Genomic DNA, 26,730 nt, shown 5'->3' with positions numbered 1-26,730 from the left:
AGATGTGGATAAGAGACAGGGCTTTGAACACGGGGGGCTCCTCAGCTGGGTCGGTGGCGGAGGCTGTGCACCGGAGGGCCTAAGAGAGCGCTCTCTATAGCGAAGCATGTCGATATGGTGCTCTTTTTGTCAAGAGTGTTGCCAATGCGACGACAGTCCGTTACCACCTGATGCCGGCGGGTGGCATGCGGGTTGGACCGCACATTCCTCCGATCGGGGCCGAATCAATCCTTCCTATTGCCGTAGGGCGTCCATGGGGGACAGGATGACGAGGCTCGCCGGAAACATCCCCGTAACCTGCGCGCTGCTGGTCTCTGTCACGAGGAAGTGGGAGTCAGTCATGAGCGACGTGTCGACGGCGCTGGGTGTGCGCCTCTACCCGGACCTGGTCGAGCGTGGTGGTCTGGCCCCCGCGCTGATCGAGATCGCTGCCCGTTACGACCTCGACCTCGGCCGGGTCACCGCTCCCGAGCAGGGGCGCGCCCGGTTCACCTGCGCCGAGCTGCACTCCGGCCAGGGCGTGGTCTGCGTCGGGCTGGGCTCCCAGGCCCGATACTTCATGATCGACCTTCGGGTCTCGGACGAGGTTCAGGCGCGAGGCGACGCCATGGATCTCGTCCAGGTCGCCCAGCTGGCCGCCGCCTGGCGCGCCGGGCTGACGCTCGCCGAGCTCACCGCCCGGTTCCCCTTCATGGAGGAGACGAAGCGCCGCCCCGCCCGGGTGGCGCAGATCAGCTAGCGCACCGGCGGGCGGCACACACGATCGTGCTCAGCAGCGCAGCCGGGGTGGCAACGGTGACGCGCTGCTGGCCACACGGTCCAGATAGGTCGCCTCGACGAAGGCCAGGAAGCGTTCCGCGTCGGTCGCGTTCGACGCCAGACCGAACGACACGCGCACCGCGCCACCGGTCGGCAGTCGCAGTGCCCCGAGGTACTGGTCGATGGTGTCGACCCGCGCGAGCAGCCGTCGGCGCAGGGAGCCCCGGCTGATCCCGAACGCGCCCTCACCCGCCCCCGGGTTGCAGAAACAGCCGGTACGCAGGGAAAAGCCGGCGGCCGCGGCCTCCCGCGCGACGAGCCGCTCGTCGACCAGGGAGCCGTCCGGGTGGCGAAGGTTGAACGTCACCGTGCCGCCCCGGCCCTCGCCCGACGCCGGGCCGTACACCTGGACCAGTGGCCGGCCGGTATGGTGCCGCAACGCGGTCAGCCGGTCCAGGAGCCACCCGGTCAGCAGACCGACCCGGGTGTGCACGAGGTCCACGCCGATCGCGTCGAGCCAGCGCAGCCCGAACTCCACGTCCGGGATGCTCAGGAAGTTGAGTGTGCCGTCCTCGAACGCCGACTCGTCGTCCATCGACCGGTGCCAGTCGCCCTGCACGCTGACCGCCCGGATGGTGCCGCCGGCGAACCACGGCCGGCGCAGCCGGGCCAGCGCGTCGCGGCGGGCCAGCAGCGCGCCGACGCCGGTGGGGTAGCCGAAGAGCTTGTACCAGCTCAGGCACACGAACTCGGGCTGGACGACGCCGAGATCCAACCGGTTCGTCGGGGCGTACGCGGCGGCGTCGAGCAGCACGTCGTACCCGTGCCGATGGGCGAGCTCCACCCAGCTCAGCGGGTGCTGCACGCCGGAGAAGTTGCTCTGCGCCGGGTACGCGAACAGGCCCCGACCGCCGGAACGGCCCCACCGTCCGCCACGGTTGGCGTCCAGCACGTCGACCAGGTCCGTCTCGGCGACCCGCAGCTCCGGACCGGCCAGCGGCACGTAGCGCGTCGGCGCGTCGGCGGCCCGGGCGTACTCGCGGATGCCGTTGACCGAGTTGTGGTTGTCCCAGGTCAGCACGAACGGTGCGGCCCGGGCGAAGTCGTACGCCTCGCCGACCAGCCGGCATGCGCCGCTGGCGTTCGGGGTGAAGACGACGGCGTACTCCGCCGGATCCGCCCGGAAGAAGTCCAGCACCGCGCGCCGGGCCGACTCCACCAGGGAACCGGCCGCTTCCGAGGTCGGGTTCTCCGAGTGCGGGTTGCTGTAGAGACCGGCCAGCAGCCGGTCGTGGTGGGCTCGCACCTGGGCCTGTGCGGCCACCCCGGCGCCGGCGTAGTCCAGGTAGACGTGGCCGAGCCGGTCGAGGTGCCGGTACTCGGTGGCGCGCAGCTCGTCGATCCGGGCGGTGCCGGCGTACCCGGGCAGAGCCGCCGCCGACGGGCCGGCGGCGGCGCGGGGTGCCGACTCAGGAGGCACGGCGGGACTCCCGCCGGACCAGCACCACCCAGGTCGCGCCGAGGAAGAGCAGCACGAAACCGCCGAGCACCAGCCAGTTCACCCACACCGGCCGGGAGAAGCTGTCGCCGTACGTCGCCAGCAGCGGCGGACCGAGCGGGGACGCGCCGTCCCGCCAGAGCCGCTCCACCCCGGCCGTGTGCCCCAGCCCCTCGAAAGCCCACCGGTTCGACATCGCGTAGCTGAGCCACTGGCCGCCGGTCGCCATGGCCGGCACCGGCAGGATCGCGCCGACGAACAGCACCTGCGGGAAGCAGAGCATCGGCAGCATGAGTGTCGCCTGGGCGGCGTCGGAGACGGCCGCGGAGCACAGCAGGCCGAGGGTGAGCGCGGCCGCGGAGGAGAGCAGCAGCGTCGCGTACAGGGCGGCGAAGCCGGCGCCGTCGACCGGCGGCAGCCGATCGATGCCGCGCAGCACCCCGAGCAGGGCGAGGTCCACCAGGGCCAGCAGCGGAAGCAGCACCGCCACCTTCGCCGCCAGGTACGGCGCAAGCCGGACACCCGCGAACCGCTCCCGGCGCAGGATCGGCAGCTCGGTGCAGATCTGGAGCAGGCCGTAGGTCAGCCCGAAGAAGAAGCCCCCGAACGCGATCCAGAACAGGATCATCACGGTCACGGTCGGGCTCGGTCGTGCCGGGTCGAACGCCCCGGGCCGGAACAGCAGCGCGAACATGCCGAGCACCATCAGCGGCGAGCCGAGCAGGATCGCCAGGGTGAGCCGGTTACGGGCGACGATCTCCGCGTTGCGGGCGGCGAGGACGCCCAACTGGCGCAGGCGGCCGACCCGCCGGTGTCCCGTGGCAGCCGGCTCGACCGTACGGCCCGGCGGCGGGTCGGCGTCGCGGTGCGCGGCGAAGCGGTTGGGCAGCGCTGCCGGGTCCGTCTCCTCGTCGAGCCGCAGGTGTACCTCGGCGAGGGACCGTAGGCCGAAGAACTCCCGGGCGTCAGCCGGCGTGCCGGCGAACGCCAACCGGCCGTGGCGGGTCAGCACCACGACGCGGTCGCAGTGCTCCACGTCGGTGATCTGGTGGGTGGTGAGCACCACCGTGGTCCCGGCGTCGGCGAGCGTGCGCAGCACCCGGAGCAGGTCCACGGCGATCGCCGGATCCAACCCGGAGGTGGGCTCGTCCAGGAAGAACACACCCGGCCGGGTGAGCAGCTCGACGGCGATGCTGGCGCGCTTGCGCTCACCGCCGCTGAGCCGGCCCACCGGAACGTCGCCCCGTTCGGTCAGCCGCAGCCCGGCGAGCACCTCGGCGACCCGCTCGGCCACCTCGACCGGGCCGCTCCCCGGGGGCAGGCGCAGCCGGGCCGCGTACCGCAGCGTGCGTTCCAGGGGCAGCTCGCGGTGGATGATGTCGTCCTGCGGGACGTAGCCGAGCGCGTCCGTACCGGTGGCGCCGTCGTACGACACGGTGCCGGCCGCCGGTCGCCGTATCCCGGCGAGCGTCTCCAGCAGGGTGGTCTTGCCGGCGCCGCTGGCGCCGATGACGGCGACCACCTCGCCCGGGTGAATGGCCAACGAGATGTCGTCGAGGATCCGGCGTCCCTTCCGGACGCTCTGGCCCAGGCCGTTGGCCCGGATGCCGACGCCAGTGCGCGGGGGAGACGTCGTCTGCTCTGTCGTCATGTGGGGTGTGCTCGATCCGGTCGGGAGTGGGCCGCCTCAATATCGTGCATCGCCGATGCTACGTCCGCGTGCCCGCGCCACCGTCGGAGACCACTCAGCCGGTCGTGGTTCGCGCTCCCGCCGGCACCTGGAGGAGGTCCAGGCAGTTGCGCCACAGCGTCTCCAGCTGGGTCGGGTCGTTGAGCAGCTTCGCGAGCAGGACCCGACCCTCGATCTGGGCCACAATGGACCGGGCCGCCTCCCGGGTGTCGACCGACGGGCCGGCGAGTCCGGTCGCCTTCGCCTCGACGATCACCTGCTCGATGAGGTCGATCTGGGCCTCGAAGATCTCCTGGAGTCGGCGGCGGATCTCCTCGGCCTGGTTGCTGAGTTCGAGGGCGAGGTTGCCGAACAGACAGCCGGCGACCACGCCGGCCTTCTGCTGGCCGGTGCGCTGGACCTCCTCGGTGGCCTCGAACAGGTCCCGTAGCCGTCGCAGCGGGTCGCGCCCGCTGCCGAGCAGCTGCTCCCACTGGCGGCGCTGGTTCGCCCAGTGCTCGTCGATGACGGTGCGGGCGAGAGCCTGCTTGGACTCGAAGAAGTAGTAGAAGCTGCCCTTGGGCACGCCCGCCGTCGCGCAGATCTCCGCCACGCCCAGGGCGGAGTAGCCGCGCTGCTCGATCAGCACCGCGGCCGCGTCGAGGATCTTGTTTCGCGCGTCACTGGTCCGTCCCATGCTTTGACGATACCCGACCGGTCGGCTAGTTTTTAGTCGACCAGTCGTCTAGTGGTCATCTCCGCCGAGCCGAACCGGTCCGGCCTCCTCCAACCAGTTCAGGAAGTGGTTCGCATGAAGACCAGCCAGGGGCAGAAGGTCGTCGTGATCACCGGTGCGTCACAGGGCATCGGCGCCGACCTCGTAGAGGCCTACCGCAAACTCGGATACGGCGTCGTTGCGACCTCGCGCTCGATCGGCCCCGCCGACGACCCGGAGGTCGTCACCGTTCGCGGCGACATCGCCGACCCGGACACGGCAGAGCGGGTGGTGCGTGCCGCCCTGGACCGTTTCGGGCGTATCGACACCCTGGTGAACAACGCCGGCGTCTTCGTCGCCAAGCCGTTCACCGACTACACCGACGAGGAGTTCGACCTGGTCACCGGGGTCAACCTCGCCGGGTTCTTCCACCTCACCCGGCGTGTCCTGCCGCACCTGCTGGCCACCGGCGCCGGGCACGTCGTCACCATCACGACCAGCTTCGTCGACCAGCCCAGCTCGCACGTCCCGTCCGCGCTCGCCTCGCTGACCAAGGGTGGCCTCAGCTCCGCCACCAAGTCCCTGGCCATCGAGTACGCGGCTCGCGGAGTCCGGGTCAACGCCGTCGCGCCCGGCATCATCAAGACCCCGATGCACCCGGTCGAGACGCACCAGACGCTCGCCGGCCTGCACCCGGTCGGCCGGATGGGCGAGACCAGCGACGTGGTCGACGCCGTCGTCTACCTCGAGTCCGCGCCCTTCGTCACCGGCGAGATCCTGCACGTCGACGGCGGCCAGAACGCCGGTCACTGAACGCCCGACCCCATCCCGCAAGAGGAGCAGACAATGCCGATCGTCACCATCCAGATCACTCGCGAGGGCAGCACGCCGGGCACGTCCGCGGCGACCGCCGAGGAGAAGGCCGCCCTCATCAAGGGTGTGAGCGAGCTGCTGCGCGACGTCCTGAACAAGCCGTTGACGTCGACCTTCGTGGTGATCGACGAGGTCGAGACCGAGAACTGGGGTCGCGGTGGCCTGCCGGTCGACCAGTTCCGGCAGCAGCAGAACGGCGGCGTACCCGAGTAGCGCCGCCCCGCACCGGCCTTCCGCGCCGGGGACGTCGGCACGCCGACGACCCCGGCGCGGTGCTCGTGCCACCTGCCTCGTCGCATGAACGCCGCGGCTGCGGGAAGAACGGTCGTCCGCCGCCGGAGGGGGAGTCGGGATGAGGGCCGTCGTCTACGCGGACGTCCGTACCGTGGCGGTGCGGGAGGTGCCGGACGCGAGGCTGGAGGCCCGGACCGACGCGCTCGTGCGCATCACCTCCACCGCCATGTGCGGCACGGATCTGCACATGTACGACGGGCGCACCGGAGCCGAACCCGGCCTGGTGTTCGGCCACGAACCGCTGGGCGTGGTCGAGCAGGTGGGCAGCGCCGTGCAGTGGATCCGCCCCGGCACCCGCGTCGTGATCCCCACGCACCTGTTCTGCGGAACCTGTGTGATGTGCGCCCGGGGGCTGTCGGCGGCCTGCCTGCGCGTCCGCGCCGAGGGGCCGGGAGCCGCGTACGGCTACGCCGGGATGGGCCCCTACCGGGGCGCCCAGGCCGACCTGCTGCGCGTGCCGTGGGCCGACGCGAACTGCGTACCCGTGCCCGGGGAGCCGGGTGACGGACACGAGGACGACTTCGTGCTGCTCGCCGACGCGTTCGTCACCGGGTGGCACGCCGCCGCGACCCTCGCCGAGGTGGAGTCCGGCGACACGGTGGCCGTGTTCGGCGCCGGCACCATCGGCCTGCTCAGCGCCTACTCGGCGCTGATCCGCGGAGCCCGGGTCGTGTACTGCGTGGACGGCGTCGACGCCCGGCTCGACAAGGCGGGGGAGATCGGCGCGGTGCCGGTCGACTTTCGCCGGGGCGACCCGGTGGAGCAGATCCGCGCGGAGAGGGCCCGGGCGGGGCTGCCGCTGGGCGAGGAGATGCTGGGCGGGATCGACAAGGTCGTGGACGCGGTCGGGTTCCAGGCCCGGGACCGCGAGCGCCCCGACCAGGAGCGCCCGGACCAGGTCATCGCGGACGCGGCCCGGCTGGTCAACCCCACCGGAGTGATCGCGGTCGCCGGCGTGTTCCCGGAGAAGGACCTGCAACCGCGCCCAGGCGCGAGTGCCAGCGAGGAGCTGGCCGCACCGTGGGGAACGCTGTTCAGCAAGGGCGTCTCGGTCCGGTTCGGCCGTACCCACGACCGCCGCTACACCGTGCTGCTGCGCGACCTCGTCGTCTCCGGAAGGGCCCGGCCCAGCGTGATCGTCACGCACCACGGCAGCCGCGCCGACGCGCCCGAGCTGTACCGCAGCTTCGACCGCCGGGAGAACGGGGTCATCAAGGCGGTGCTGCACCCGTGAGCGCCGGCCCACGCCGGCCGGCCGTCAGAGGTTGAGTGGCGCCGGGTCGGTGGCCAGCTCCCGGAACCGTCCACGCGGGTCGGGCACCAGGCGCCGGGCGGACAGGTCCAGCAGCCCGCCCACTCCGGTCAGGCGCGCCACCGGGGTCCCATCCGGGAGGGTGTAGTCCTGGTCGATGTGGAAGGCCCGGCCCTCGCCCCAGCGGAACTGGCAGGAGACGTCCACCTCGTCGCCGCCGCGCAACTCCCGCAGGTACTTCACGGTCACCTCCATGGCGACCGGGCCCACGCCGGCGGCGAGTAGCCGGTCCTGCGGGATGCCGGCCGCGCGCAGGCACTCCCACCGGGCGTGCTCGCCGTACTGGAGGTAGACGGCCTGGTTCAGGTGGCCCTGGGTGTCCAGCTCGTAGCCACGAACGGTGATGCGTACCCGGAACGGATCTCCCATGGGCCCGAGGGTAGCGGTGCCCCCCGGGGCCAGCTCGGCGCGCGTCGCGTCGACGGACCACATCCACGCCGACGAGTCCCTAGGATGGCCGCAGAGCCATCCGCACCGGCCCGCCGGCCCTGACCGACGCCCGGGCCGGCGCGACAGCGCGGAGCGACAGGAAGCGGGCACCGGGACATGACGTACGTGCTGGGCGTGGTGCTCTTCGCCATCGGCATCCTGATCTCCGTCGCCCTGCACGAGGCGGGGCACATGGGCACCGCCCGGATGTTCGGCATGAAGGTGACCCGGTTCTTCATCGGCTTCGGCCCGACGCTGTGGTCGTTCCGGCGGCGGGAGACGGAGTACGGCGTCAAGGCCATCCCGGCCGGCGCCTTCGTCAAGATCGTCGGCATGACCCAGCAGGACGACGATGTCGACCCGGCGGACGACGCGCGGGCGATGTGGCGGTATCCGGTGTGGAAACGCACCATCGTGATGTCCGCCGGTTCGATGACGCACTTCGCTCTCGGCGCGCTGATCCTCTGGGGGCTCTTCGCGTTCGTTCCCCTGCAGGACGCCGCGAAGTTGCAGTCCGAGCCGGTCCGGGTCGGGTCCATCGCGCCGTGTGTGCAGGCGACGTGGAGCGTCGATCCGGCCACGAAGCGGGAGCGGGAGTGCCGGCCCGGGGCGGACCCGCCCAGCGCGGCGGCTCAACTCGGGCTGCGGCGCGGGGACGTGATCACCGCGATCGACGGCCGGCCGTTGCACGGCTGGGACACCATGTCGGCGGCGGTCCGGGCGGCCGGCGGCCGGCAGGTCGAGGTGGCCTTCGTCCGGGACGGGCAGTCCCGGATGGCGGTGGTCACCCTGCCGCTGGCCGAACGGGTCCGGCTCGACGTGGTCCGCGATCCGACCCGGACCATCGAGGACATCACACCGGCCGACCTGGAGGAGGTGGGTGTCCTCGGGATCACCCCGATCGTCCCGACCAGCACCGCCGGCCCGGTCGCGGCGGTGGGTCGGGCGGCCGACCAGACCGGCCTGATGTTCTCCAACACCCTGCACTCGTTGCAGCGGGTGCCGGAGAAGATCCCCGCGCTCTGGGCGGCCGTGACCGGCGGGGAACGGGACCCGGAGACACCGATCAGCGTGGTGGGTGCCAGCCGGATCGGCGGTGAGCTGTCCGATCGGGGGGAGTGGCCCACGTTCCTGCTGCTGCTGGCCGCCTTGAACTTCTTCATCGGGGTGTTCAACCTGCTGCCGCTGCTGCCGGTGGACGGCGGGCACATCGCGATCGCGTGGTTCGAGCGGGCCCGGTCGCTGCTCTACGCCCGGCTGGGGCGGCCGGACCCGGGTCGGGTCGACTACCTCAAGCTCATGCCGCTGACGTACGCGGTGATCCTGATCTTCGCGGGGTTCACCCTGCTGACGCTGGTGGCCGACATCATCAACCCGATCACGTTGCCCGACTGAGCGAGATCAGTCGCGGGTCATCCGCCAGGCGTTCGTCACGCAGACTGCCGCGGGCAGCAGCCCGACCAGCCCGGCCCACTCCTGGCCACGCAGAGGGTAGTAGGCGACCAGGGCGATGATCAGCGCCACGCCGTAGGCGTTGAGGGTGGCCGCAGCCGCCTGTGCCGGCTCGGCTCCGTCACGCCTGCGCACGGCGGACCTCAGCCACACCAGGGCGCCGACGAAGAAGATGACGCTGAAGCCGAGGACGGTCTGTGCGGCCGACGGCAGCCGACCCGCGCCGGCGAAGATGACGACCGTCAGCACCGCCAGGGCCAGGAGGCCGGCGACGTACGGCGTTCGGGATTCGCGTGATCCATCGTGCGCATCGGGCCGGGCGGTCACGGTCCGGATTCTAACGGACACGGAGGTACGTCCGGGACCCCCGGAACTGTCGCCTACCGGCCCGCCGGGGTCGATCGTGGTGTCCGCCAGAGGCGTTGATCACATCGCTGTCCCGGATCCGCCGCAGCGCTGCTGGGCGGGGCGTCGGAGAGGCGGTTCGGTCAAGATCGTTCGATGCGGCGAGCGCCCCGTTGGGGTGCCCCGCGAGCCCTCGGAGTCGGATCGTGCCTGCTGGGGGCGCTGAGGGCAGTGGTCGAGTTCGATCATGGCCAGGTCGCTGGTCGGACGATGTCTGGCGCGCGGCGGTGGGGTTGCGGGTGGGTCGGCGGCGGCTGCTGTGACTCGTGAACACTGCGCGACGTCGATATTGCCGGATTGTTACATTTTCAACAGTCCCTCGCCTTGCGGATGACCCTTCCACCGCAATACGTTGCCGTCAACAACAAAACCAAGTGAAGGTTCAACCTTCCGGAGGCAACCGATGACGTTGGCGAGGTGGTACGAGCGATGAGCGACGTGCCCATCCTCCTTGAGATGCGTTCCATCACCAAGGAGTTCCCCGGAGTCAAGGCCCTCTCCGACGTCAACCTGGTGGTTCGCGCCGGCGAGATCCATGCCATCTGCGGCGAGAACGGCGCGGGCAAGTCCACGCTGATGAAGGTCCTCAGCGGGGTCTACCCGTATGGCACGTACGACGGTCAGATCATCTACCAGGGCGCGGAGACCCGGTTCTCCGACATCCGCGCCAGCGAGAGCGCCGGTATCGTGATCATCCACCAGGAGCTCGCGCTCATCCCCGGCATGTCGATCACCGAGAACATCTTCCTCGGCAACGAGCCGCGCAAGCGGGGCGCGATCGACTGGACTGCCGCGAACCGGATGGCGCTGGACCTGATGGCCCGGGTCGGTCTCCAGGAAGACCCGGACACCCTGATCAAGGACATCGGTGTCGGCAAGCAGCAGCTCGTGGAGATCGCCAAGGCGTTCGCCAAGGACGTGAAGCTGCTCATCCTGGACGAGCCGACGGCCGCCCTGAACGAGGCCGACTCGCGGCACCTGCTCGACCTGCTGCGCGGCTTCCGCTCGCGCGGCATCACGTCGATCATGATCTCGCACAAGCTGAACGAGATCGAGGCGATCGCGGACCAGATCACCATCCTCCGGGACGGCCGGACCGTGGAGACGCTGAACGTCAAGGCGGACGGCGTCGACGAGGACCGGATCGTGCGGGGCATGGTCGGCCGCGAGCTGAGCAGCCGGTTCCCGGACCACACGCCGAAGATCGGCGAGGTCTTCTTCGAGGTTCGCAACTGGAACGTCCGGCACCCGATCTCCGCCGACCGCCAGGTCTGCAAGAACGAGAGCTTCGTGGTGCGCCGCGGCGAGATCGTCGGCTTCGCCGGCCTGATGGGCGCCGGCCGCACCGAGCTGGCGATGAGCGTCTTCGGTCGCTCCTACGGGGTGTACGAGTCCGGCACGATCATCAAGGACGGCAAGGAGATCGTGCTGAAGTCGGTCGCGGACGCGATCGACAACGGGCTCGCGTACGTCAGCGAGGACCGTAAGGCGCTCGGCCTCAACCTGCTCGACGACATCAAGTCGTCGACGGTGGCCGCCAAGCTGTCCAAGATCTCGCACCACGGCGTCCTGAGCGAGGTCGAGGAGTACCAGGCGGCCGAGGCGTACCGCAAGGAGTTGCGGACCAAGGCCCCGACGGTCGACGAGGGCGTCTCGAAGCTCTCCGGCGGCAACCAGCAGAAGGTCGTCCTGGCGAAGTGGATGTTCACCGACCCGGACCTGCTGATCCTCGACGAGCCGACGCGCGGCATCGACGTGGGCGCCAAGTACGAGATCTACGGAATCATCCAGCGGCTCGCCGACCAGGGGAAGGGCGTCGTCGTCATCTCCTCGGAGCTGCCTGAGCTGATCGGGCTCTGCGACCGCATCTACACCGTGTTCGAAGGCGCCATCACGGGCGAGATCGCTCGGGCGGACGCGGACCCGGAGACCCTCATGAAGCAGATGACCTCGACGAAGAAGTTGGCCACCCGATGAGCCGTATCAAGGACCTTCAGAAGAACCTGTTTGGAGGCACGACCTCCAACGCCCGCCAGTTCGGGATGATCTTCACCCTGGTGGCGATCGTCTTGATCTTCCAGATCTGGACCAACGGGCTGACGCTGCGGTCGGACAACCTGATCGCGCTGTTCCAGCAGAACTCGTACATCCTGATCCTGGCCATCGGCATGCTCATGGTGATCGTCGCCGGGCACATCGACCTCTCGGTCGGCTCGGTCGCGGCATTCACCGGCATCCTGGTCGCCAAGTCGATGACCGAGTGGAATCTGCCCTGGCCCGCTGCCATCGTGTTCGGCCTCGCCATCGGCGCGGTGATCGGCGCCTGGCAGGGCTTCTGGGTGGCGTACATCGGGGTGCCGGCGTTCATCGTCACCCTGGCCGGCATGCTGCTCTTCCGCGGTGGCAACCAGTTCATCGGCAACGCGCAGAGCATTCCGGTGCCGGAGGGGTTCCGCGAGATCGGCTCGGGCTTCCTGCCCGAGTTCGGCCCGAACACCGGCTACAACAACGCCACGCTGCTGCTCGGCCTGGCCGCTGCGGTGGCCATCGTGTGGCGGGAACTCCAGCTGCGCAAGACCCGCCGCGCGATGGACGCCGACCCCGCGCCGATGTGGATCTCGATCCTGCGGATGGCCGTCATGGTCGGGGTCATCGCCTTCGCGGCGCTGCGCTTCGCCAGCGGTCGCGTGGGCACCAGCTTCCCGATCTCGGGCATCATCCTGGTGGCGCTGGTCATCGCGTACTCCTTCTACACCCGCAACACGGCCGGCGGCCGGCACATCTACGCGGTGGGCGGCAACTCCCGGGCGGCCGAGCTGTCCGGCGTGAAGCTCAAGCGGGTCAACTTCTTCGTCATGATGAACATGTCCGTCCTGGCCGCGCTGGCCGGCATGATCTTCGTGGCCCGTTCGCAGGCTTCCGGCCCGCAGGACGGTAACGGCTGGGAGCTGGACGCCATCGCCGCGGTCTTCATCGGCGGCGCGGCCGTCGCCGGCGGCATCGGTACCATCAGCGGCTCGATCGTCGGTGGTCTCGTCATGGCCGTGCTCAACAACGGCCTCCAGCTGCAGGGCGTGGGCACCGACAAGGTTCAGATCATCAAGGGCCTGGTCCTGCTGCTGGCAGTCGCGATCGACGTCTACAACAAGAGCCAGGGGCGGTTCTCGATCATCGGGAGCCTGATGCGGCCGTTCCGCCGCGACGACTCCGCCTCGCCCCCCTCACCGCCGGACGCGGAGCGCGAGCCCGCCAAGGCTGCGGTGTCCGGCTGACGGCCACCGACTTCTCCACCCGTCTCAATTATCAGAAAGGCAAGTCCTCCCATGCGTAAATTCTTCGGCACGTCGGTGGTTGCCATCAGCGCCGCCGCCATGCTGGCTCTCGCCGGCTGCGGTTCCGGCCGCGACGGCGACAGCGGCTCCGGCGGCGAGGCCGCCAAGGGCTTCCCGGCCAACTCCCTGATCGGCGTGGCCCTCCCGGCCAAGACCTCGGAGAACTGGGTCCTCGCCGGTGACCTGTTCACCAACGGCCTCAAGGAGGCCGGTTTCCAGGCTGACGTGCAGTACGCCGGCGCGTCGACCACGGTCGCCGACCAGCAGGCCCAGATCACCGCCATGACCACCAAGGGCGCCAAGGTCATCGTCATCGGCGCGACCGACGCCGCGCAGCTGGCGACCCAGGTCGCGGCGGCCCACGCGGCCGGCGCGAAGGTCATCGCGTACGACCGGCTCATCACCAACACGCCGGACCTCGACTACTACGTCGCGTTCGACAACTTCAAGGTCGGCCAGCTCCAGGGCCAGGCCCTGCTGGACGGCATGAAGGCCAAGAAGCCGAACGGCCCGTACAACATCGAGCTGTTCTCCGGCTCGCCGGACGACAACAACGCCGGTGTCTTCTTCAACGGCGCGATGAGCGTGCTCAAGCCGGAGATCGACAAGGGCAACGTCGTCGTCGCCTCGGGTCAGAAGGACGTCAAGCAGACCGCCATCCAGGGCTGGAAGGCCGAGGGTGCGCAGGCCCGCATGGACCAGCTGCTGACCTCGACCTACGGCAGCAAGGAGCTGGACGGCGTCCTCTCCCCGAACGACACGCTGGCCCGCGCCATCCTGACCTCGGTCAAGGGTGCCGGCAAGCCGACCCCGGTCGTCACCGGTCAGGACTCCGAGGTCGAGTCGGTCAAGTCGATTGTCAAGGGTGAGCAGTACATGACGATCAACAAGGACACCCGCAACCTGGTGAAGGAGACCATCAACATGGTCAAGGCTCTCCAGGCCGGCGACAAGCCGCAGGTGAACGACACCAAGTCCTACAACAACGGCAGCAAGGTCGTCGACACGTACCTGCTCCCGCCGGTCGCCGTCACCAAGGCGAACGCGGCTGAGGCGTACGCCAACGACCCGAAGCTCGCGCCGCTCACCAAGTAAGCACCACACGGTAGGCAGCAACGCCGATGGGTCCCGGATCTCCTCTTCCGGGACCCATCGTCGTCCTGGCACCCCCGCACCAGCCGGCACCGATCCGGAAGGAGGTCTGACCGTGGCGTCACCAGTCCGGGCCAGGCCATCCGGCGTCGGCCGTAATCCCGAATCCCCACTGCCCTCGCTCCCCGGCGCCAGCCAGGAGGAGATCCGGCGGCAGAACCTCGGCGCCGTCCTGCGCTACGTCCACCTGCACGGGCCGACGTCCCGGGCCGAGTTGACCAGCCGGCTCGGCCTCAACCGCAGCACCATCGGCGCTCTCGCGGCCGACCTGGTCGCCAGCGGCCTGGTCACTGAGGAGGCGCCGACCACCGCCCGCCGCGCCGGCCGCCCCTCGCTGGTCGTCAGCCCCCGCTCCGACCGTGTCTACGCGCACGCGCTGAGCATCGACGCGGACCGACTGCGCGCCGCCCGGGTCGGCCTCGGTGGACGCATCCTCGATCTGCGTGAGGTCGCCCGCCCCAGCGGCATGTCGGCGGTCGACGCCGTCGCGCCGCTGGCCGACCTCGTCCGCGACATGGAACGCACCGTGGCGACCGACGCGCTGCTCGTGGGCGGCGCGGTCGCGGTCACCGACACCACCTGCGCGGCCGACGGCAGCATCCGGATCGCCGGCGTCGACGAGAGCCTCGGCCTCGCGCTCGAAGCCGAGTTCACCGCCGGCCCGGGTTTCGTGGCCGGCGACCTGGCCGACATCGCCGGCCTGGCCGAGCACATCCGCGGCGTGGCGGCGGGTATCGACGACCTCATCTACCTGCACGGCGACCTCGGCATCAGTGCCGGCATCATCCTCGGTGGCCGGCTGGTCATCGGGCACCGGGGCCACAGCGGCAAGGTCGGTCACATGGTGGTCAACCCGAACGGGCTGCCCTGCGGCTGCGGCTCGCGCGGCTGCTGGGAGACCGAGATCGGTGAGGCAGCGCTGCTGCGGCACGCCGGTCGGGACCCCGGCGACCGTGCGGCGGTGGCCGAGGTGCTGCGCGCCGCGGCGGACGGCGACCGGACCGCCCGCGAAGCGGTCGAGCAGGTCGCCGACTGGCTCGGCTTCGGGGTGGCCAACCTGGTCAACGTGGTCAACCCGGACGCCGTGGTGTTCGGCGGCTCGCTGCGCGACATCTTCACCGCCGGCGCGGACACGGTTCGCCGCCGCCTGGACGCCATGCCGCTGCCCGTCTCCCGCGAGCACCTGCGGCTGGAGGCGGCGGCGCTCGGCCGTGACGCCGTCCTGATCGGCGCCGCCGAACTGGCCTTCGACAAGTTGCTGGCCGACCCGCTGAACGTCGGCGTGGCGGGCCAGCTGGGCGCCGACGACCCGACCTGACCGCACCTGCGGCGCCGGGCACCCGATCGGGCGAGACGGGCCCGCCCGATCGGGACGCCGGCGGTCAGCCTCCGGGCCGCAGCACCCGGCCGGGGCCGGCGGCGTTGTCCGCTGCGGCCTGACTGCGCTGGGCGCCGGTGACGCAGACGTCGTCGCCGAGGAACGCCTCGCGCCACACGTAGCCGGCGACGCAGGTGTGCGGACCGTACGGGCCGTTGACCCAGCGGCTCGCGGCGACCGCGTTGTCCGCGAGCACCTGGGAGCGGGTCGTGCCGGTCACGCAGACGTAGTCGGACTGGTCGGCGTCGCGCCAGACGTACCCGCTGACGCAGGTGTTCGGGCCGGACACCAGCCGGGCGGGGTTGCGGCGGGACGCGGCGGCGGCGTTGTCCGCGGCGGCCTGGGTGCGCTGGGCGCCGGTGACGCAGACGTCGTCCCCGGCGTACGCCTCGCGCCACACGTAGCCGCCGACGCAGGTGTGCGGACCGTACGGACCGTTCACCCAGCGGCTCGGCGCGGCGGCGTTGTCCGCCCACACCTGGCTGCGGGTGGCGCCGGTGACGCAGACCAGGTCGCCGGGGCGGGCCTCGCGCCAGACGTACCCCTGGAGGCAACGGTTGACCACGTCGGTGGTCACGGTCACCGACGCGGCGTTGCCGGACACCCAGTTCACGCCGATCTGCACACCGTTGGCGTTGAGCGACTGGGCCGGCCCGCCGCCGGGCCCGGTGCGCAGCAGGGTGGGAGTGCCGTTGCGGACCTCGTGCAGCAGCACCGTGTCGCCGGGGATGCCGGCGCTCCAGCCGGTCTTCCGGCGGAACTCGACGGTGTAGTAGTGGAACAGGTCGCCCGGGTCGAACGGGATCCGGACCAGCTGCGGTCCGCCCGCCGCGGGCACCTCCAGCGGCGCCAGGGTGAGGGTACGCGAACCCACCCCGTCGGCGGCCATGGTGAACACCCGGTTCTTCGGCAGCCAGCCCAGCTCGTCGCGGTGCGGCCCGTTGAGCCCGACGGCGCTGGTGCCGTAGTTCGCGGTGCCGAAGGCGTAGATGTGCATCGCGCTCATCTCGTCCCACGGGTCGTCGTACTCGCCGGGCTGGGACCACGGCGCGTTCTGGTAGGTGGTGTCGTTGGAGAACGAGTGGCCCAGGTTGTAGCCGTGCAACATCTCGTGCGCGGCGAAGCCGACGTTCCAGGCGCCCGGGTCGAGCAGCACCCGGCCGCCGGCCGCCCCGGAATCCACCCAGTCGTTGAGCATGACCGCGATCCGGTTGCCGGCGGGCACCGCGTAGCCGGCGGCCGCCGCGGCGTCCACGCAGCGCTGGATCCGGGTCCACCGGTCGATCGACTGGAACTGCGCCAACGTGTACGGCATCGTGTACCAGCCCCGAACCACCGAGCCGGCCAGCGAGACCCGCCCGCCGGACTGGTCGGCCAGGTAGTCCGCCACGCCACCCGTGCCGGTCCCGGCGGCGGTGAGGAAGTTGGCGAAGAACGACGGTGCTTTCGGCTCGGCCGGCTTGTCGCTGAACTTGCACAGCAGCACCGACCAGGCGGTCGCGTTGCGGATCGGGCTGGCGATCGCCGGCGCGGCCGGCAGGGCCACCGCGCCCAGCATGGCGCAGGCGAGCGCCACGGCCGACGCGGCGACCCGACGAAGGATTCTGGACTTCACGCTTGCGCTCCCATCCCTGCGGCCCGCGGGACGCGGGCCCTGCGGTCCACATCGGAGCACTGATCGTGATCGGACGGGCACGTTCAGTCGCGTTGGCGACGGGCCGGAATCCGACTTCGCCGGTCGGCCCACCGTCGGGGGGCGCCGTTAGGCTCGGTGACGTGGCGGTGCACCAGCTCGATCGGGCGCAGGCGCGGCGGATCGCCGTGCGGGCGCAACTGCTCGCCGCCCCTCGGCCGACCGACCTGCTGACCGTGGTGCGTCAGCTGACGCTGTTGCAGATCGATCCGACGGCCGCCGTCGCGCCGAGCGCGGACCTGGTCGCCTGGAGCCGGCTCGGCTCGTCGTACGAGCCTGCCGAGTTGCAGCGGGCCCTGGAGCGCGACCGGACGCTCTTCGAGCATCAGGCGATGGTGCGGCCGATGGACGACCTGGGGCTCTACCTCGCCGCCATGGCGGCCTGGCCCGCTCACGAGAGGCAGCGCGAGTGGCTGCGCGCCAACGACCCGTTCCGCCGCGCCGTGCTGGATCTGCTCGGCCGCGCCGGGCCGCTGCTCTCACGCGACATCCCGGACACCTGCGTGGTGCCCTGGCCGTCGTCCGGGTGGACCAACAACCGCAACGTCACCCAGATGCTGGAGTTCCTGGTCCTGCGTGGCGAGGTCGCGATCGCCGGCCGGCGGGGCCGGCAACGACTGTGGGACGTGGCGGAGCAGGTCTACCCGGCCGGCACACCCGTCGTCCCGTTGGAGGAGGCGCACCGGATGCGCAACGAGCGGCGGCTGCGGGCGCTGGGCATCGCCCGGGGGAGGGCATTGGTCGTCCCCGGCGAGCCGGCGGATGTCGGCGCCGCCGGTGAGCCGGCGGTCGTCGAGGGCGTGCCGGGGGTCTGGCGGGTCGACCCGGCGGCGCTCGGGCAACCCTTCACCGGGCGTACGGCGGTGCTGTCGCCGTTCGACCGGCTGGTGCACGACCGGGTCCGCCTCGCGGAGCTGTTCGAGTACGAGTACGTGCTGGAGATGTACAAGCCGAAGGCCAGCCGACGGTGGGGCTACTTCGCGTTGCCGATCCTGCACGGTGACCGGCTGGTCGGGAAGGTCGACGCCACGGCGGACCGCCGGCGCGGCACGCTCACGGTGCACGCCATCCACGAGGACGTGCCCTTCACTCCCGAGGTGACCCGGGCCGTGCACGACGAGCTGCACGACCTCGCGGCCTGGCTGAAACTGACCGCCGAGGGCCTGCGCTGACGGGTGATCGCCAGGCCCCGTGGCCCCGGCGATCACCCGTCGCGGGCTAGGCGATCCGCCGGACCCGGCGCACGGCGAGGTAGAGCAGGAGCAGCGCCAGGGCGACGAAGATGCCGGTCTCGATGCCCTGGAACAGCCAGAACCGGTCCGCCGGCTGGTAGAGCTGCCAGTTGTACGCGCCCGGCTCGATGCCAAGCTCGGCCCCGCAAGCCCGACCGTCCGGCCCCTTTCCGCCGGACGGGCACTGGATCCGGGTGTCCTCCGCGATCATCGTCCCGTCGGGGTTCCGGACGCCCTGGGTGAGGATCCAGTCCCCACGGCTGATCTCCGGAGGCCCGTCCCCCTCGATCGGGAAGGTCTGGGTGCGGGCGGGCTGGTAGTGCGGTCGGGCCAGGACCTCCACCGCCGCCCGTACGCCGATGAAGCCGGCCAACGTGATGGCCATGGCGGGCAGCATCCGCTTCCATACCGTGCCGGCGAAGATGCCCAGCGCCACGGCGAAGAGGGTGTACCCGATCGGGACGATGCCCTGGAGGTCGAAGACGATCATGCCGAGCCGACCCTCGTGCGCGGCCTGGGTCAACGGGTCGACCCACCACGAGATGCCCAGCCCGTAGCCGACCGCGAGGACCACCACGCCGGCACCGACCAGCCCGAACTTCACCAGCGCCCAGCGGGTGCGGCCGACGCCCTGGGTCCAGACGAACCGGTGCGTCCCGTGCTCCACCTCGCGGGCGACCAGCGGTGCGCCCCAGAACAGGCCGACCAGCACCGGCAGGGTGATCAACAGCACGGCCACCAGGTTCAGGCTGCCGTACCGGTTGGTGAATCGGCGGAATCCCGCGTCGCAGGTGTCCCGGGTCGCCGCCGCCACGTTGGTGTCGGCGAGCTGGCGTGCGCAGTCCGCCAGCCCGAGGTCGGCGAAGCTGTGCCGCATCGACAGGCCGATCGGCACCATCAGGGCGGCGAGCGCCGCGAACCCGAGTAGAGTGAAGAACGCCTGCTTTCGGTGTTGCCGCCAGGTCAGCCAGATCATGCCGGGACCCCCCACTCGCTGTGACTGGTCTGCGCGTCGCCGCCGGCCAGGTGGGCCAGGACGACGTCCTCCAGGCCGACGTCCCGTACCGTCCAGGCCGGATCGGTGACCGGGCCGTCGGTGCGGACGAGCAGGGTGGACTGTCGGTCGGTGTGGCTGGCCCGGACGACGGCGGCGACGCCCCCGATCGGACCGCCGTCGTGCCGGGGGCCGATCAGCTGCCGGTGCCCGGCCACCAGCTCGTCGACCGTGCCGGCGAGCTGCACCTGGGCGGCGTTGAGCACGATCAGGTAGTCGCAGACCCGTTCCAGGTCGGCCAGCAGGTGCGACGAGAGCAGGACGGTGGTGCCGGAGTCCGCCACGCTGCCCATCAGCGACTGGAGGAACTCCCGCCGGGCGAGGGGGTCGAGGCTGGCGACCGGCTCGTCGAGCAGCAGCAGCCGGGGCTGTTTGGCCAGCGCCAGGGCGAGCGCCACCTGGGCGCGTTGCCCGCCGGAGAGTTTCCCGACCGGCCGGTCCGGCGGTATGCCGAGTTGCGCCAGCCGGGTACGGGCCAGCGGCGCGTCCCACCGGCGGTTCAGCTTGCCGCCGGCGATGACCAGCTCGGCGGCGGTGAAGTCCCGGTACAGCGGGGTGTCCTGGGCGACGAACCCGATGTCCGCCAGGCCCTCCGTGTCTCCGTACGGCGATCTGCCGAACACCCGTACCGTGCCCGCGTCGGGCTTGAGCAGCCCGACCGCCAGGTGCAGCAGCGTGCTCTTGCCCGCCCCGTTCGGCCCGACCAGTGCGGCGATGCGGCCGGCCGGCAGGTGCAGCGAGCAGTCCCGCAGCGCCCAGGTGCTGCCGTACCGCTTGCCCAGCCGGTCGGCCTCCAAGACCATGTCCATCCTCTGTCCTCTCGTTCCGCTCACGCGAGTTCCTTCTGAGGGGCGTCGTCGGCGAGGGTGGCTCGCAGCGTGGTCTCCACCAGGGCGACGACGTCCTCGACCGTGAGGCCGGCGGACTGCGCCCGGTGCAGCCACGCGACGAGGTCTTCGCGCAGCTCGGCCTGGTTGGGCAGGGACGCGCCGGCCAGGGTGCGCTGGACGAACGTGCCCACCCCGGGTCGGCCGCCGACCAGACCTTCGATCTCCAACTCCCGGTACGCCTTCAGCACCGTGTTCGGGTTGATCGCCAGCGACTGCGCGACGTCCCGGACCTTCGGCAACTGGTCGCCCGGCACCAGCAGGCCGACCCGCAGCGCCTGTTTCACCTGCTGCACGAGCTGCATGTAGGTGTTCACCTTCGACCGGCTGTCCAGCACAAACTCGATCACTCGAGACGATCCTCCCTGTTGTCCTACGACAGTAGGACTAATAGACAGCTTCCCGGGGGGATTCGCCGCTGTCAAGGACGGCGCGGCGAGTCGAGGGTCGGCTGGCACGCCCGGGCCACACGTTGGCCCGGGCGGGTCAGCCGTCCGGGAAGGGAACGGGCACGCGATCCGTGTGGAGAGGGAGGTGTTCGGTGGCCACCAACGAACTGACGACGCCGAGGGCGACACCGCTGCAGGTAGCCCGCGCCCGGGGCCGCGTACGCGGACGGCTCATCCTGCTCGGCCCGGCGTTCGTGGCCGCCGTCGCCTACGTCGACCCCGGCAACTTCGCCACCAACTCCGCCGCCGGCGCCCGCTACGGCTACCTGCTGGTCTGGGTCGTGGTGGTAGCCAACCTGATGGCCATGCTGGTCCAGACGCTGACCGCCAAGCTGGGCCTGGCCACCGGGCGCAGCCTGCCCGAGCTGTGCCGGGAACGCCTGCCACGGCCGGTGAACCGGGTCATGTGGGTGCAGGCAGAGCTGGTCGCCATGGCCACCGACCTGGCCGAGGTGATCGGCGGCGCGGTCGCCCTGTACCTGCTCTTCGGCATTCCCCTGCTGCCCGGCGGGATCATCATCGGCGCCGCCGCGTTCGCCGTGCTCGCCCTGCGCTCGCGTGGATTCCGCGCCTTCGAGGTCGCCATCGCGGTGGGGCTCGGCGTCATCGTGCTGGCCTTCGCGGCGAACCTGCTCGCCGCCGGCTCCGACCCGGGCTCCGCCGTGGCCGGCCTGGTGCCCCGGCTCCAGGGCACCGACAGCGTGCTGCTGGCCGCCGGCATCCTCGGGGCCACCGTCATGCCGCACGTCATCTACGTGCACTCCGCGCTGACCCGCGACCGCATCCCCGCCACCGACGACACCGAACGCAGGACGCTCTTTCGCGGTCAGCGTGCCGACGTGCTGCTCGCGCTGACGGCGGCCGGCGCGGTCAACCTGGCCATGCTGCTCATCGCCGCGGCCAGCTTCCGCGGCGGCGGCCCGGTGGGCGCGGACAGCCTGGAGGGGGTGCACGCCGGCCTCGGCCAGACCATCGGCACCGCCGCGGCGTTCGGCTTCGCCATCGCCCTGCTGGTCTCCGGGCTCGCGTCCACCAGCGTCGGCACCTACGCCGGCGAGGTGATCATGCAGGGCTTCCTGCGCCGGCGCGTACCGCTGCTGCTGCGCCGCCTGGTCACGCTGCTGCCCGCGCTGGCCGTGCTCGCCATCGGCCTCGACCCGACCCAGGCCCTGGTGCTGTCCCAGGTCATCCTCAGCTTCGGCATCCCGTTCGCGCTGATCCCGGTGGTCGCCTTCACCCGCCGCCGCGACCTGATGGGCAACCTGGTCAACCACCCGCTCACCACCGCCGCCGCGTCCCTGGTGGCCGTCCTGGTCGTCGCGCTCAACGCCTTCCTGCTCTGGCAGGTCGTCGGCGGCTGACCCGGCCGGCGGGCGCCAACCGCGGCGTGTAGGCCGGGTCGGAGCGGGTACCGCGATCGGGCTGGTCGGGCGCGCGTGACCGGCGACGAGCCGAGGTGCCGTACTGCGGAAGGGTCCTGCCGTGGGGTCGTACCGGATCGGATGGACGGCCGGGAGCCGGGTGCGACCGGATCGGGTGACCGGCCGGCCGCTGACCAGGATCGCGACGGCGGGCCTCGCGGCGCACGTCTTCTTCGAGCTGGGCGCCGGCGTCGGCATGCCGGTGGCCTCGCTCGTGGGCCCGGCGCCCGCCGCCGGGCTGTGGGCGCTGGGCACCGGGACGCTGTGGCGGGCGGCCGGCACCCGACCGGCGTCCAGCGATGCGACTTTCGCCGTCGCCAACGGCATCGGCCTGGCCGCGGTGATCGCCCACCTGCGCGGCTGGCCGCGCCGGCGCACCGGGCTGGGCCTGCCGTGGCTGCGGGAGTGCGAGGGGCTGGGGCCGGAACTGATGCGGTACTACAACCCGATCCTGTACGTGTCGGGCGCCGCGGCGCTGGGCGCGCTGCTGCGGGAGAACCGTTCGGCGCCGCGCTACCTGCCGCTGCTCGCGCTCGGTCTGGTGCCGCTGCTCATCGTCACGCAGCACGCCGAGCACTGGCGGCTCCGCGACATCGCCCGCCGTCGGCCGGGCTGGTGGAACCGCAGGCTGCGGCAACTGGACTGAACGCCGGCCGGGCGCGGTCAGGTCCGGCGGCCCTCGTCGCGGGTGGGGATCTCCTGGCGCTGCTCGAGGGCGTCCGCCGGATTGGCGTCGTCCGGAAGCGACGACGCGTCCTCCAGCGTGCCCGCCGGCAGGGAACCCTGCTCAGCCAGGTCGGCCTCGGACGCCTCCGGGTCCACGTCACCCGACATCCGGTCCGGCGGCCCCATGTCGACCGCTTCCTGCCGTTGCTCAAGGGCGTCCGCCTCGGTAACCGGATCACTCTGCTCGTCCCGGAACGTGCTCATCGCAGCCTCCTGCCCGGCGGGTGTCGACGTGCCGCCGGGCCGCTGCCTACCCGCCACCGGCGCGGTCACGCCTGACGGCCCTGACCGGTCGCGGTGCCTGCTCGCGGCGTCAGGCGGCCGGCCTCGACCCGCACCGACCCGAGGTGGTCCCGCGGACCGTGGTGGCCACGCCGAGGTCCACCGGAGCCGGGCCGCGTCCGGAACAGACCAGCGAGCCCACCTCGCCGCCGGCGAGGATCGGCGCCGCCGCGCCGGCGGTGCCGATCAGCACCAGCGGACCCGTGACCCGTGCACCCACCACGGTGACGTGGTCGGTGGTGCCGGTCAGCGTCACCGCGCCTCGTACGCCGGTGTTCAACAACTCCACGGCCGTGGCGCCGGTCGACACCAGGTTCCCGGCGATCGAGGACCGCTGGGCGACCAGGGTGGCGCCGGGCCGGACGGTCACCGCTCCGGACACGGTCGCGTCGCGCAGGCAGGTGGCACCGGCGGCGACCACCAGCGGACCGGCGTACCGGCCGGAGATCACCCGCGTGCAGGCCGGCGGCGGCGGGATCAGCGTGGCCACGAAGCCGCGGGCCGCACCGATGTTGCCGACCGCGTCGATGCCCCGGTACTCGATGGTGTGCCGCCCGTAGCCGGGGGAGCGTTCGGCGAACGGGGACACCGACAGGCCGCCCGAGCCGAGGTTGCCGTAGACCAGGCCGTCCACGTCCGTGCCGGTCGCGGTGAACAGGAAGGGCGACCGGGCGTCGGTGGGCCAGCCGTAGTAGTTGTGCCAGCCGTCGCCGTCGAGCCGGAACTCCGAGGTGACCTGCCCGGCGCCGTCGTCGGTGCCGGTCAGGCCCATGGTGAACGGGCCGTTGTACACGTACTCGGTGGGCCGGCCGGGCCGGGTCAGGGTGAGCAGCGGCTCCGACAGGGAGTGCTCGACGTCGGGGCGCGTCGCGTCGACCGTCCAGGTGCGGCTCACCGTCTCCCGGGTCGCCCGGCCGCTGACCCGGGCGGTCAGCCGGTGGGCGCCGCGCGACAGGCGAAGGGCGCCCAGGTCCAGGGCCCGGTCGTTGCCGACGTCGGCCAGCGGCCGGCCGTCGAGCGACCAGCGCACCTGCGGCACGCGGTTGGTGGGCTGGGTGGTCTGCACATACACCACGTCACGCGCGCCGACCGGCCGGTCGGTGGCCGTGGACCCGGTGATCGCGAGCGGCTGGGTCACCGGCGGGGTGCGCACCCCGGTGTCCACGGTCCAGGCGCGGGTCTGGGTCAGCGCGGGCGAGCTGCGCACCGCCGGGTCGCGGACGAACGGCGTCGGGTCGGTCACCGTGGCGGTGACCGTGTGCCGACCGGGCGCGAGCCGCAGCGCCCGCAGATCCAGGTGACGGGCGTTGCCGGTACGCGCGAGCGCCCTGCCGTCGACCGCCCAGGTGACGGAGAGCTCGTGGCTCACCGGGTGCAGGGTGTCCACCCAGAGCACCCGGTCCGCGCCGACCGGCTGGTCGGTGGCCGTGCCGCCCTGAACGATGGCGACCCGGGCGGCTATCCGCTCGGTCATCTGCTCCCGGGCGACCTGGTCGAAGTAGAAGCCCAGCGACTTCATCATCGAGTGCCGGCTGGGCCGCCACACGCCGCGCTGGAGGTACAGCCCACCCTCGTAGCGGCCGATCGTGCCACCGGACTCGCTCGCCTCGCCCAGCCAGCGCCACCACTTGGTCCGGGTGTCGCGCATCTGCTGCTCGGTCAGCACCGTGTGGTGCACGGAGTCGGGCTCCGGCCCGTCGTACGTGTCGCCGGGCACCCCACGGCCGTAGTAGTCGTACTCGTCCTGAAGCTCCCCGAGGGAGTGCCCGAGTTCGTGGGGGCTGATCAGCGCGGAGAGCGCGTTGCCGCCCGAGGCGGTGGCGTTACGGCCGCCCGCGCCACCGTAGGTGTCGCTGTTGGCCAGCGCGATCAGCTGCCGGTTGCCCGCGTTGGTCCCGGTGGCCAGGTCGGCGTACGCGTTCGCCGCCGCGCCGTCGACCGTCAGCAGCCGCTGCACGCTCGCCGGGTTGCAGCCGCCCCAGAAGCCCATGCCCAGCGCGGTGTCGCGCTGGGGTGCGGACAGGCCCGGGTCGCAGTCCACCCCGGACTCCGCGGAGACGATCTCGACGGCGTACACGTTGAAGTAGCTGCGGTAGGACTTGAACGGCTCGATCGTCCACAGCGTGTTGAGGTGCCGCTCCACGTGTGACCGGAAGGTCGGCAGGTCGGCCTCGGTGTAGCCGTCGCCGAGCAGCACCAGGTTGAACCGCTTCGCCGGGTCACCCGTGACCTGGATCGGCACCACGGTGGCGCGCTCGGCCGGCGCGGCGACCGCCGGTGTGGCTGTCACCAGCCCCGCCGCGAGCATCGCCGCGACACACAGTCCCGCTCTGATCCGCACCCTGGCTCCCCTCGTGTGCCGGGTGGCCCGGCCGGTGCGGAGCGCGGGCCCGCCGCCTGCCGTGACCGTGGTCCTCTCGGACCGTACCGGGGCGGCGACCGGCGCATAACCCTCCGTCAGCGAGTCGTTGTCCTGAATGGAGGGCGCCAGTGGGGGTGGGTGGGCCGGTGGCGCGGGTCAGTCGACCAGCGCCACCGGGGGGCGGTCCCGGCGGGGCGCGGCGGCCAGCCCCAACGCCAGCAGCGCGCACACCGCGCCGACCAGGAACAGCAGCGACGCCGTCGGTTGGCCCAGCCACTCCCAGAACGGGTGCCACGCCGGGTGCGGCTCGCCGCGGTGGTGTTGCAGCAGCGACGGCGCGGCCAGCAGCACCGGCAGCCACCACAGCACCACGGTCGTGCCGAACAGGAACTTCGCCCCGCCGTCGCGACGGCGTCCCTCGGTGCGTCGGCTGGCCCAGCCGAACACCACCCAACCGACGACCGTGCCCAGCAGTGCGCCGAGCACCCCGGCGGGGACCACCGCGGGCGGCGGCGCGCGGTGCAGGACGACCGCCAGGTAGGTGCCGTCACCGGTGCTCTGCGACGGAATGGAGGCGTTGAGGATGGTGTCGCCGCGCCGAGCCAGCAGGGTGGTGGTGACGTTCGACATCGGGGTGGCGCACAGCTTGTCCGAGCAGATCGTGTCCTCGACCACCACGGGGTCGTACAGCCGCCAGCCGGTGTCGGTCAGGCGCTGCCGGGCCACCGTGACGATCTGCTCGGCGGGCACGGGTGGCGCGCCGAAGGCGACCGCGCTGGTGTCGCTCTCCTGGTACTCGCCGCCGTCGCCGAGCAGCACGGTCCGGAGGTTGCTCAGGCGCAGCGGATGCCCGTACACGACGAAGAGCGCGGGTGGGGTGTCGATGTCGCCCAGGTCGTGCCCGGGGAAGACCTCGGCCAGGATGGCGCCGGCCTCGGCGCGGTCCGGCTGCGGTCGGGAGGTCTCCCAGGCGACCCGGCTGGCCAGCGCGCCGGCGAAGAGGCCGCAGATGATGGCGGCCAGCGCGGCCCAGGCGACGACGGTGTAGCTGGCGGGTCGGCCGAGCCGGCAGCACAGCCGCCGGTACCGGTGGGCCAACCGGTGGGTCGTCGGCATGGCCATCCTTCTTCAGGGCGTGGTGGGGAACGCAGGTGCCGCGGTCGCGCCTCGGCGGCGATGGTGCGCACAGCCGGATGCCGGCACTATAGAGAGATCATTTATGGACGGGCAAGGATGTGGGCGTCATCCCGCGATAGCCACCGCCGGTGGCCAGGATCGGCCAGGATGGGCGAGGCGGCCGGCCACGGCCGCGGCGAGGGGGCGGGCGATGCGGGTGCGGGCGCGGCTGACCCGGGG

At 71.7% G+C, this 26,730-nt stretch carries 24 protein-coding genes; 12 read left to right on the top strand and 12 right to left on the bottom strand.

What is annotated here, in order from left to right:
* Nucleotides 1-340: 340 nt before the first annotated feature.
* A complete protein-coding gene (locus EAD98_RS12075; protein ID WP_121654142.1) occupies nucleotides 341-739 on the top strand; it encodes a hypothetical protein in 399 nt (132 codons plus the stop codon).
* 30 nt (nucleotides 740-769) lie between these two features.
* Here the strand turns inward: EAD98_RS12075 and EAD98_RS12070 are convergent, their stop codons facing one another.
* The 3 genes from EAD98_RS12070 to EAD98_RS12060 form a co-directional block, all read right to left on the bottom strand.
* Nucleotides 770-2,239: an aminotransferase class V-fold PLP-dependent enzyme gene (locus EAD98_RS12070; protein WP_121654141.1), complete on the bottom strand. Its 1,470-nt coding sequence runs from the start codon at nucleotides 2,237-2,239 to the stop codon at nucleotides 770-772.
* Nucleotides 2,229-3,908: an ATP-binding cassette domain-containing protein gene (locus EAD98_RS12065; protein ID WP_121654140.1), complete on the bottom strand. Its 1,680-nt coding sequence runs from the start codon at nucleotides 3,906-3,908 to the stop codon at nucleotides 2,229-2,231. Before EAD98_RS12065 ends, EAD98_RS12070 begins: the two co-directional genes overlap by 11 nt.
* 94 nt (nucleotides 3,909-4,002) lie before the next feature.
* On the bottom strand, nucleotides 4,003-4,623 hold the full coding sequence (locus EAD98_RS12060; RefSeq protein ID WP_121654139.1) for a TetR/AcrR family transcriptional regulator: 621 nt from the start codon (nucleotides 4,621-4,623) through the stop codon (nucleotides 4,003-4,005).
* 114 nt (nucleotides 4,624-4,737) lie between these two features.
* On the opposite strand from EAD98_RS12060, the gene EAD98_RS12055 reads away from it, so the two are divergent.
* From EAD98_RS12055 to EAD98_RS12045, 3 genes are all read left to right on the top strand, one after another.
* A complete protein-coding gene (locus tag EAD98_RS12055; RefSeq protein WP_121654138.1) occupies nucleotides 4,738-5,454 on the top strand; it encodes an SDR family NAD(P)-dependent oxidoreductase in 717 nt (238 codons plus the stop codon).
* Nucleotides 5,455-5,487: 33 nt separating this feature from the next.
* Nucleotides 5,488-5,727, top strand: coding sequence for a 4-oxalocrotonate tautomerase family protein (locus EAD98_RS12050; RefSeq protein ID WP_121654137.1), 240 nt, complete (start codon nucleotides 5,488-5,490; stop codon nucleotides 5,725-5,727).
* 139 nt (nucleotides 5,728-5,866) lie between these two features.
* On the top strand, nucleotides 5,867-7,042 hold the full coding sequence (locus EAD98_RS12045) for a glutathione-independent formaldehyde dehydrogenase (protein ID WP_121654136.1): 1,176 nt from the start codon (nucleotides 5,867-5,869) through the stop codon (nucleotides 7,040-7,042).
* Nucleotides 7,043-7,066: 24 nt separating this feature from the next.
* On the opposite strand, the gene EAD98_RS12040 is transcribed toward EAD98_RS12045, so the two are convergent.
* Entirely contained in the window at nucleotides 7,067-7,489 is a 423-nt protein-coding gene (locus EAD98_RS12040; RefSeq protein ID WP_121654146.1) for a thioesterase family protein, read from the bottom strand.
* Between the two features lie 177 nt (nucleotides 7,490-7,666).
* Between EAD98_RS12040 and EAD98_RS12035 the strand changes: the two genes are divergently transcribed.
* Nucleotides 7,667-8,944 (top strand): RIP metalloprotease, encoded by a 1,278-nt coding sequence (locus EAD98_RS12035; RefSeq protein WP_121654135.1) that lies wholly within the window; start codon nucleotides 7,667-7,669, stop codon nucleotides 8,942-8,944.
* 6 nt (nucleotides 8,945-8,950) lie between these two features.
* Here the strand turns inward: EAD98_RS12035 and EAD98_RS12030 are convergent, their stop codons facing one another.
* Entirely contained in the window at nucleotides 8,951-9,328 is a 378-nt protein-coding gene (locus EAD98_RS12030; RefSeq protein ID WP_121654134.1) for a hypothetical protein, read from the bottom strand.
* A 507-nt stretch (nucleotides 9,329-9,835) separates the two neighbouring features.
* Here EAD98_RS12030 and mmsA point away from each other — a divergent pair.
* The 4 genes from mmsA to EAD98_RS12010 all read left to right on the top strand — a co-directional run bounded on the left by mmsA (nucleotide 9,836) and on the right by EAD98_RS12010 (nucleotide 15,208).
* The gene (gene mmsA, locus EAD98_RS12025; protein WP_121654133.1) at nucleotides 9,836-11,383 is read left to right on the top strand and encodes a multiple monosaccharide ABC transporter ATP-binding protein; all 1,548 of its coding nucleotides are present in this window, start codon (nucleotides 9,836-9,838) and stop codon (nucleotides 11,381-11,383) included.
* Complete coding sequence (gene mmsB / locus EAD98_RS12020; RefSeq protein WP_121654132.1) at nucleotides 11,380-12,678, top strand: multiple monosaccharide ABC transporter permease; 1,299 nt, start codon at nucleotides 11,380-11,382, stop codon at nucleotides 12,676-12,678. Before mmsA ends, mmsB begins: the two co-directional genes overlap by 4 nt.
* 51 nt (nucleotides 12,679-12,729) lie before the next feature.
* The gene (locus EAD98_RS12015; protein ID WP_121654131.1) at nucleotides 12,730-13,833 is read left to right on the top strand and encodes a sugar-binding protein; all 1,104 of its coding nucleotides are present in this window, start codon (nucleotides 12,730-12,732) and stop codon (nucleotides 13,831-13,833) included.
* 169 nt (nucleotides 13,834-14,002) lie between these two features.
* The gene (locus tag EAD98_RS12010) at nucleotides 14,003-15,208 is read left to right on the top strand and encodes an ROK family transcriptional regulator (protein WP_121654145.1); all 1,206 of its coding nucleotides are present in this window, start codon (nucleotides 14,003-14,005) and stop codon (nucleotides 15,206-15,208) included.
* 64 nt (nucleotides 15,209-15,272) lie between these two features.
* Here the strand turns inward: EAD98_RS12010 and EAD98_RS12005 are convergent, their stop codons facing one another.
* Nucleotides 15,273-16,883 (bottom strand): hypothetical protein, encoded by a 1,611-nt coding sequence (locus tag EAD98_RS12005; protein WP_147457373.1) that lies wholly within the window; start codon nucleotides 16,881-16,883, stop codon nucleotides 15,273-15,275.
* Nucleotides 16,884-17,044: 161 nt separating this feature from the next.
* Here EAD98_RS12005 and EAD98_RS12000 point away from each other — a divergent pair, with 161 nt between their 5' ends.
* Complete coding sequence (locus tag EAD98_RS12000; protein WP_121654129.1) at nucleotides 17,045-18,133, top strand: crosslink repair DNA glycosylase YcaQ family protein; 1,089 nt, start codon at nucleotides 17,045-17,047, stop codon at nucleotides 18,131-18,133.
* A gap of 46 nt (nucleotides 18,134-18,179) precedes the next feature.
* Here EAD98_RS12000 and EAD98_RS11995 read toward each other — a convergent pair whose 3' ends face one another.
* From EAD98_RS11995 to EAD98_RS11985, 3 genes are read right to left on the bottom strand one after another with little or no spacing between them, the layout of a single operon-like run.
* Complete coding sequence (locus EAD98_RS11995) at nucleotides 18,180-19,169, bottom strand: transporter (protein WP_121654144.1); 990 nt, start codon at nucleotides 19,167-19,169, stop codon at nucleotides 18,180-18,182.
* Nucleotides 19,166-20,056 carry an ABC transporter ATP-binding protein gene (locus EAD98_RS11990; RefSeq protein WP_121654128.1) on the bottom strand — a complete coding sequence of 297 codons (891 nt, stop codon included), beginning with the start codon at nucleotides 20,054-20,056 and terminating at the stop codon, nucleotides 19,166-19,168. Before EAD98_RS11990 ends, EAD98_RS11995 begins: the two co-directional genes overlap by 4 nt.
* 20 nt (nucleotides 20,057-20,076) lie before the next feature.
* Nucleotides 20,077-20,484, bottom strand: coding sequence for a GntR family transcriptional regulator (locus tag EAD98_RS11985; RefSeq protein ID WP_121654127.1), 408 nt, complete (start codon nucleotides 20,482-20,484; stop codon nucleotides 20,077-20,079).
* Between the two features lie 191 nt (nucleotides 20,485-20,675).
* Between EAD98_RS11985 and EAD98_RS11980 the strand changes: the two genes are divergently transcribed.
* Both EAD98_RS11980 and EAD98_RS11975 read left to right on the top strand, forming a co-directional pair.
* The gene (locus EAD98_RS11980; RefSeq protein ID WP_199723379.1) at nucleotides 20,676-21,944 is read left to right on the top strand and encodes an Nramp family divalent metal transporter; all 1,269 of its coding nucleotides are present in this window, start codon (nucleotides 20,676-20,678) and stop codon (nucleotides 21,942-21,944) included.
* A 160-nt stretch (nucleotides 21,945-22,104) separates the two neighbouring features.
* Nucleotides 22,105-22,650, top strand: a complete 546-nt coding sequence (locus EAD98_RS11975) for a hypothetical protein (protein ID WP_147457372.1) — start codon at nucleotides 22,105-22,107, stop codon at nucleotides 22,648-22,650.
* A 17-nt stretch (nucleotides 22,651-22,667) separates the two neighbouring features.
* Here the strand turns inward: EAD98_RS11975 and EAD98_RS11970 are convergent, their stop codons facing one another.
* From EAD98_RS11970 to EAD98_RS11960, 3 genes are all read right to left on the bottom strand, one after another.
* Nucleotides 22,668-22,934 (bottom strand): hypothetical protein, encoded by a 267-nt coding sequence (locus tag EAD98_RS11970; RefSeq protein ID WP_121654125.1) that lies wholly within the window; start codon nucleotides 22,932-22,934, stop codon nucleotides 22,668-22,670.
* Nucleotides 22,935-23,043: 109 nt separating this feature from the next.
* Nucleotides 23,044-25,353 (bottom strand): M64 family metallopeptidase, encoded by a 2,310-nt coding sequence (locus EAD98_RS11965; RefSeq protein WP_199723378.1) that lies wholly within the window; start codon nucleotides 25,351-25,353, stop codon nucleotides 23,044-23,046.
* A gap of 177 nt (nucleotides 25,354-25,530) precedes the next feature.
* Nucleotides 25,531-26,490: a hypothetical protein gene (locus EAD98_RS11960; protein WP_121654123.1), complete on the bottom strand. Its 960-nt coding sequence runs from the start codon at nucleotides 26,488-26,490 to the stop codon at nucleotides 25,531-25,533.
* Between the last annotated feature and the right edge of the window lie 240 nt (nucleotides 26,491-26,730).

Origin of the sequence: Micromonospora sp. CV4 (assembly GCF_003667455.1) — a bacterium.
Taxonomy (GTDB): Bacteria; Actinomycetota; Actinomycetes; order Mycobacteriales; family Micromonosporaceae; genus Micromonospora.
This window is presented reverse-complemented; position numbering and strand designations above follow the sequence as displayed.

What these genes read in the sequence shown, in the direction of transcription:
- EAD98_RS11990 (WP_121654128.1), bottom strand. Translation starts at nt 20,056, where the DNA reads ATGGACATGGTCTTGGAGGCCGACCGGCTGGGCAAGCGGTACGGCAGC.
- EAD98_RS12015 (WP_121654131.1), top strand. Translation starts at nt 12,730, where the DNA reads ATGCGTAAATTCTTCGGCACGTCGGTGGTTGCCATCAGCGCCGCCGCC.
- EAD98_RS12045 (WP_121654136.1), top strand. Translation starts at nt 5,867, where the DNA reads ATGAGGGCCGTCGTCTACGCGGACGTCCGTACCGTGGCGGTGCGGGAG.
- EAD98_RS12065 (WP_121654140.1), bottom strand. Translation starts at nt 3,908, where the DNA reads ATGACGACAGAGCAGACGACGTCTCCCCCGCGCACTGGCGTCGGCATC.
- EAD98_RS12075 (WP_121654142.1), top strand. Translation starts at nt 341, where the DNA reads ATGAGCGACGTGTCGACGGCGCTGGGTGTGCGCCTCTACCCGGACCTG.
- EAD98_RS12040 (WP_121654146.1), bottom strand. Translation starts at nt 7,489, where the DNA reads ATGGGAGATCCGTTCCGGGTACGCATCACCGTTCGTGGCTACGAGCTG.
- EAD98_RS11960 (WP_121654123.1), bottom strand. Translation starts at nt 26,490, where the DNA reads ATGCCGACGACCCACCGGTTGGCCCACCGGTACCGGCGGCTGTGCTGC.
- EAD98_RS12035 (WP_121654135.1), top strand. Translation starts at nt 7,667, where the DNA reads ATGACGTACGTGCTGGGCGTGGTGCTCTTCGCCATCGGCATCCTGATC.
- EAD98_RS11995 (WP_121654144.1), bottom strand. Translation starts at nt 19,169, where the DNA reads ATGATCTGGCTGACCTGGCGGCAACACCGAAAGCAGGCGTTCTTCACT.
- EAD98_RS12050 (WP_121654137.1), top strand. Translation starts at nt 5,488, where the DNA reads ATGCCGATCGTCACCATCCAGATCACTCGCGAGGGCAGCACGCCGGGC.
- mmsA (WP_121654133.1), top strand. Translation starts at nt 9,836, where the DNA reads ATGAGCGACGTGCCCATCCTCCTTGAGATGCGTTCCATCACCAAGGAG.
- mmsB (WP_121654132.1), top strand. Translation starts at nt 11,380, where the DNA reads ATGAGCCGTATCAAGGACCTTCAGAAGAACCTGTTTGGAGGCACGACC.
- EAD98_RS12060 (WP_121654139.1), bottom strand. Translation starts at nt 4,623, where the DNA reads ATGGGACGGACCAGTGACGCGCGAAACAAGATCCTCGACGCGGCCGCG.
- EAD98_RS11970 (WP_121654125.1), bottom strand. Translation starts at nt 22,934, where the DNA reads ATGAGCACGTTCCGGGACGAGCAGAGTGATCCGGTTACCGAGGCGGAC.
- EAD98_RS12055 (WP_121654138.1), top strand. Translation starts at nt 4,738, where the DNA reads ATGAAGACCAGCCAGGGGCAGAAGGTCGTCGTGATCACCGGTGCGTCA.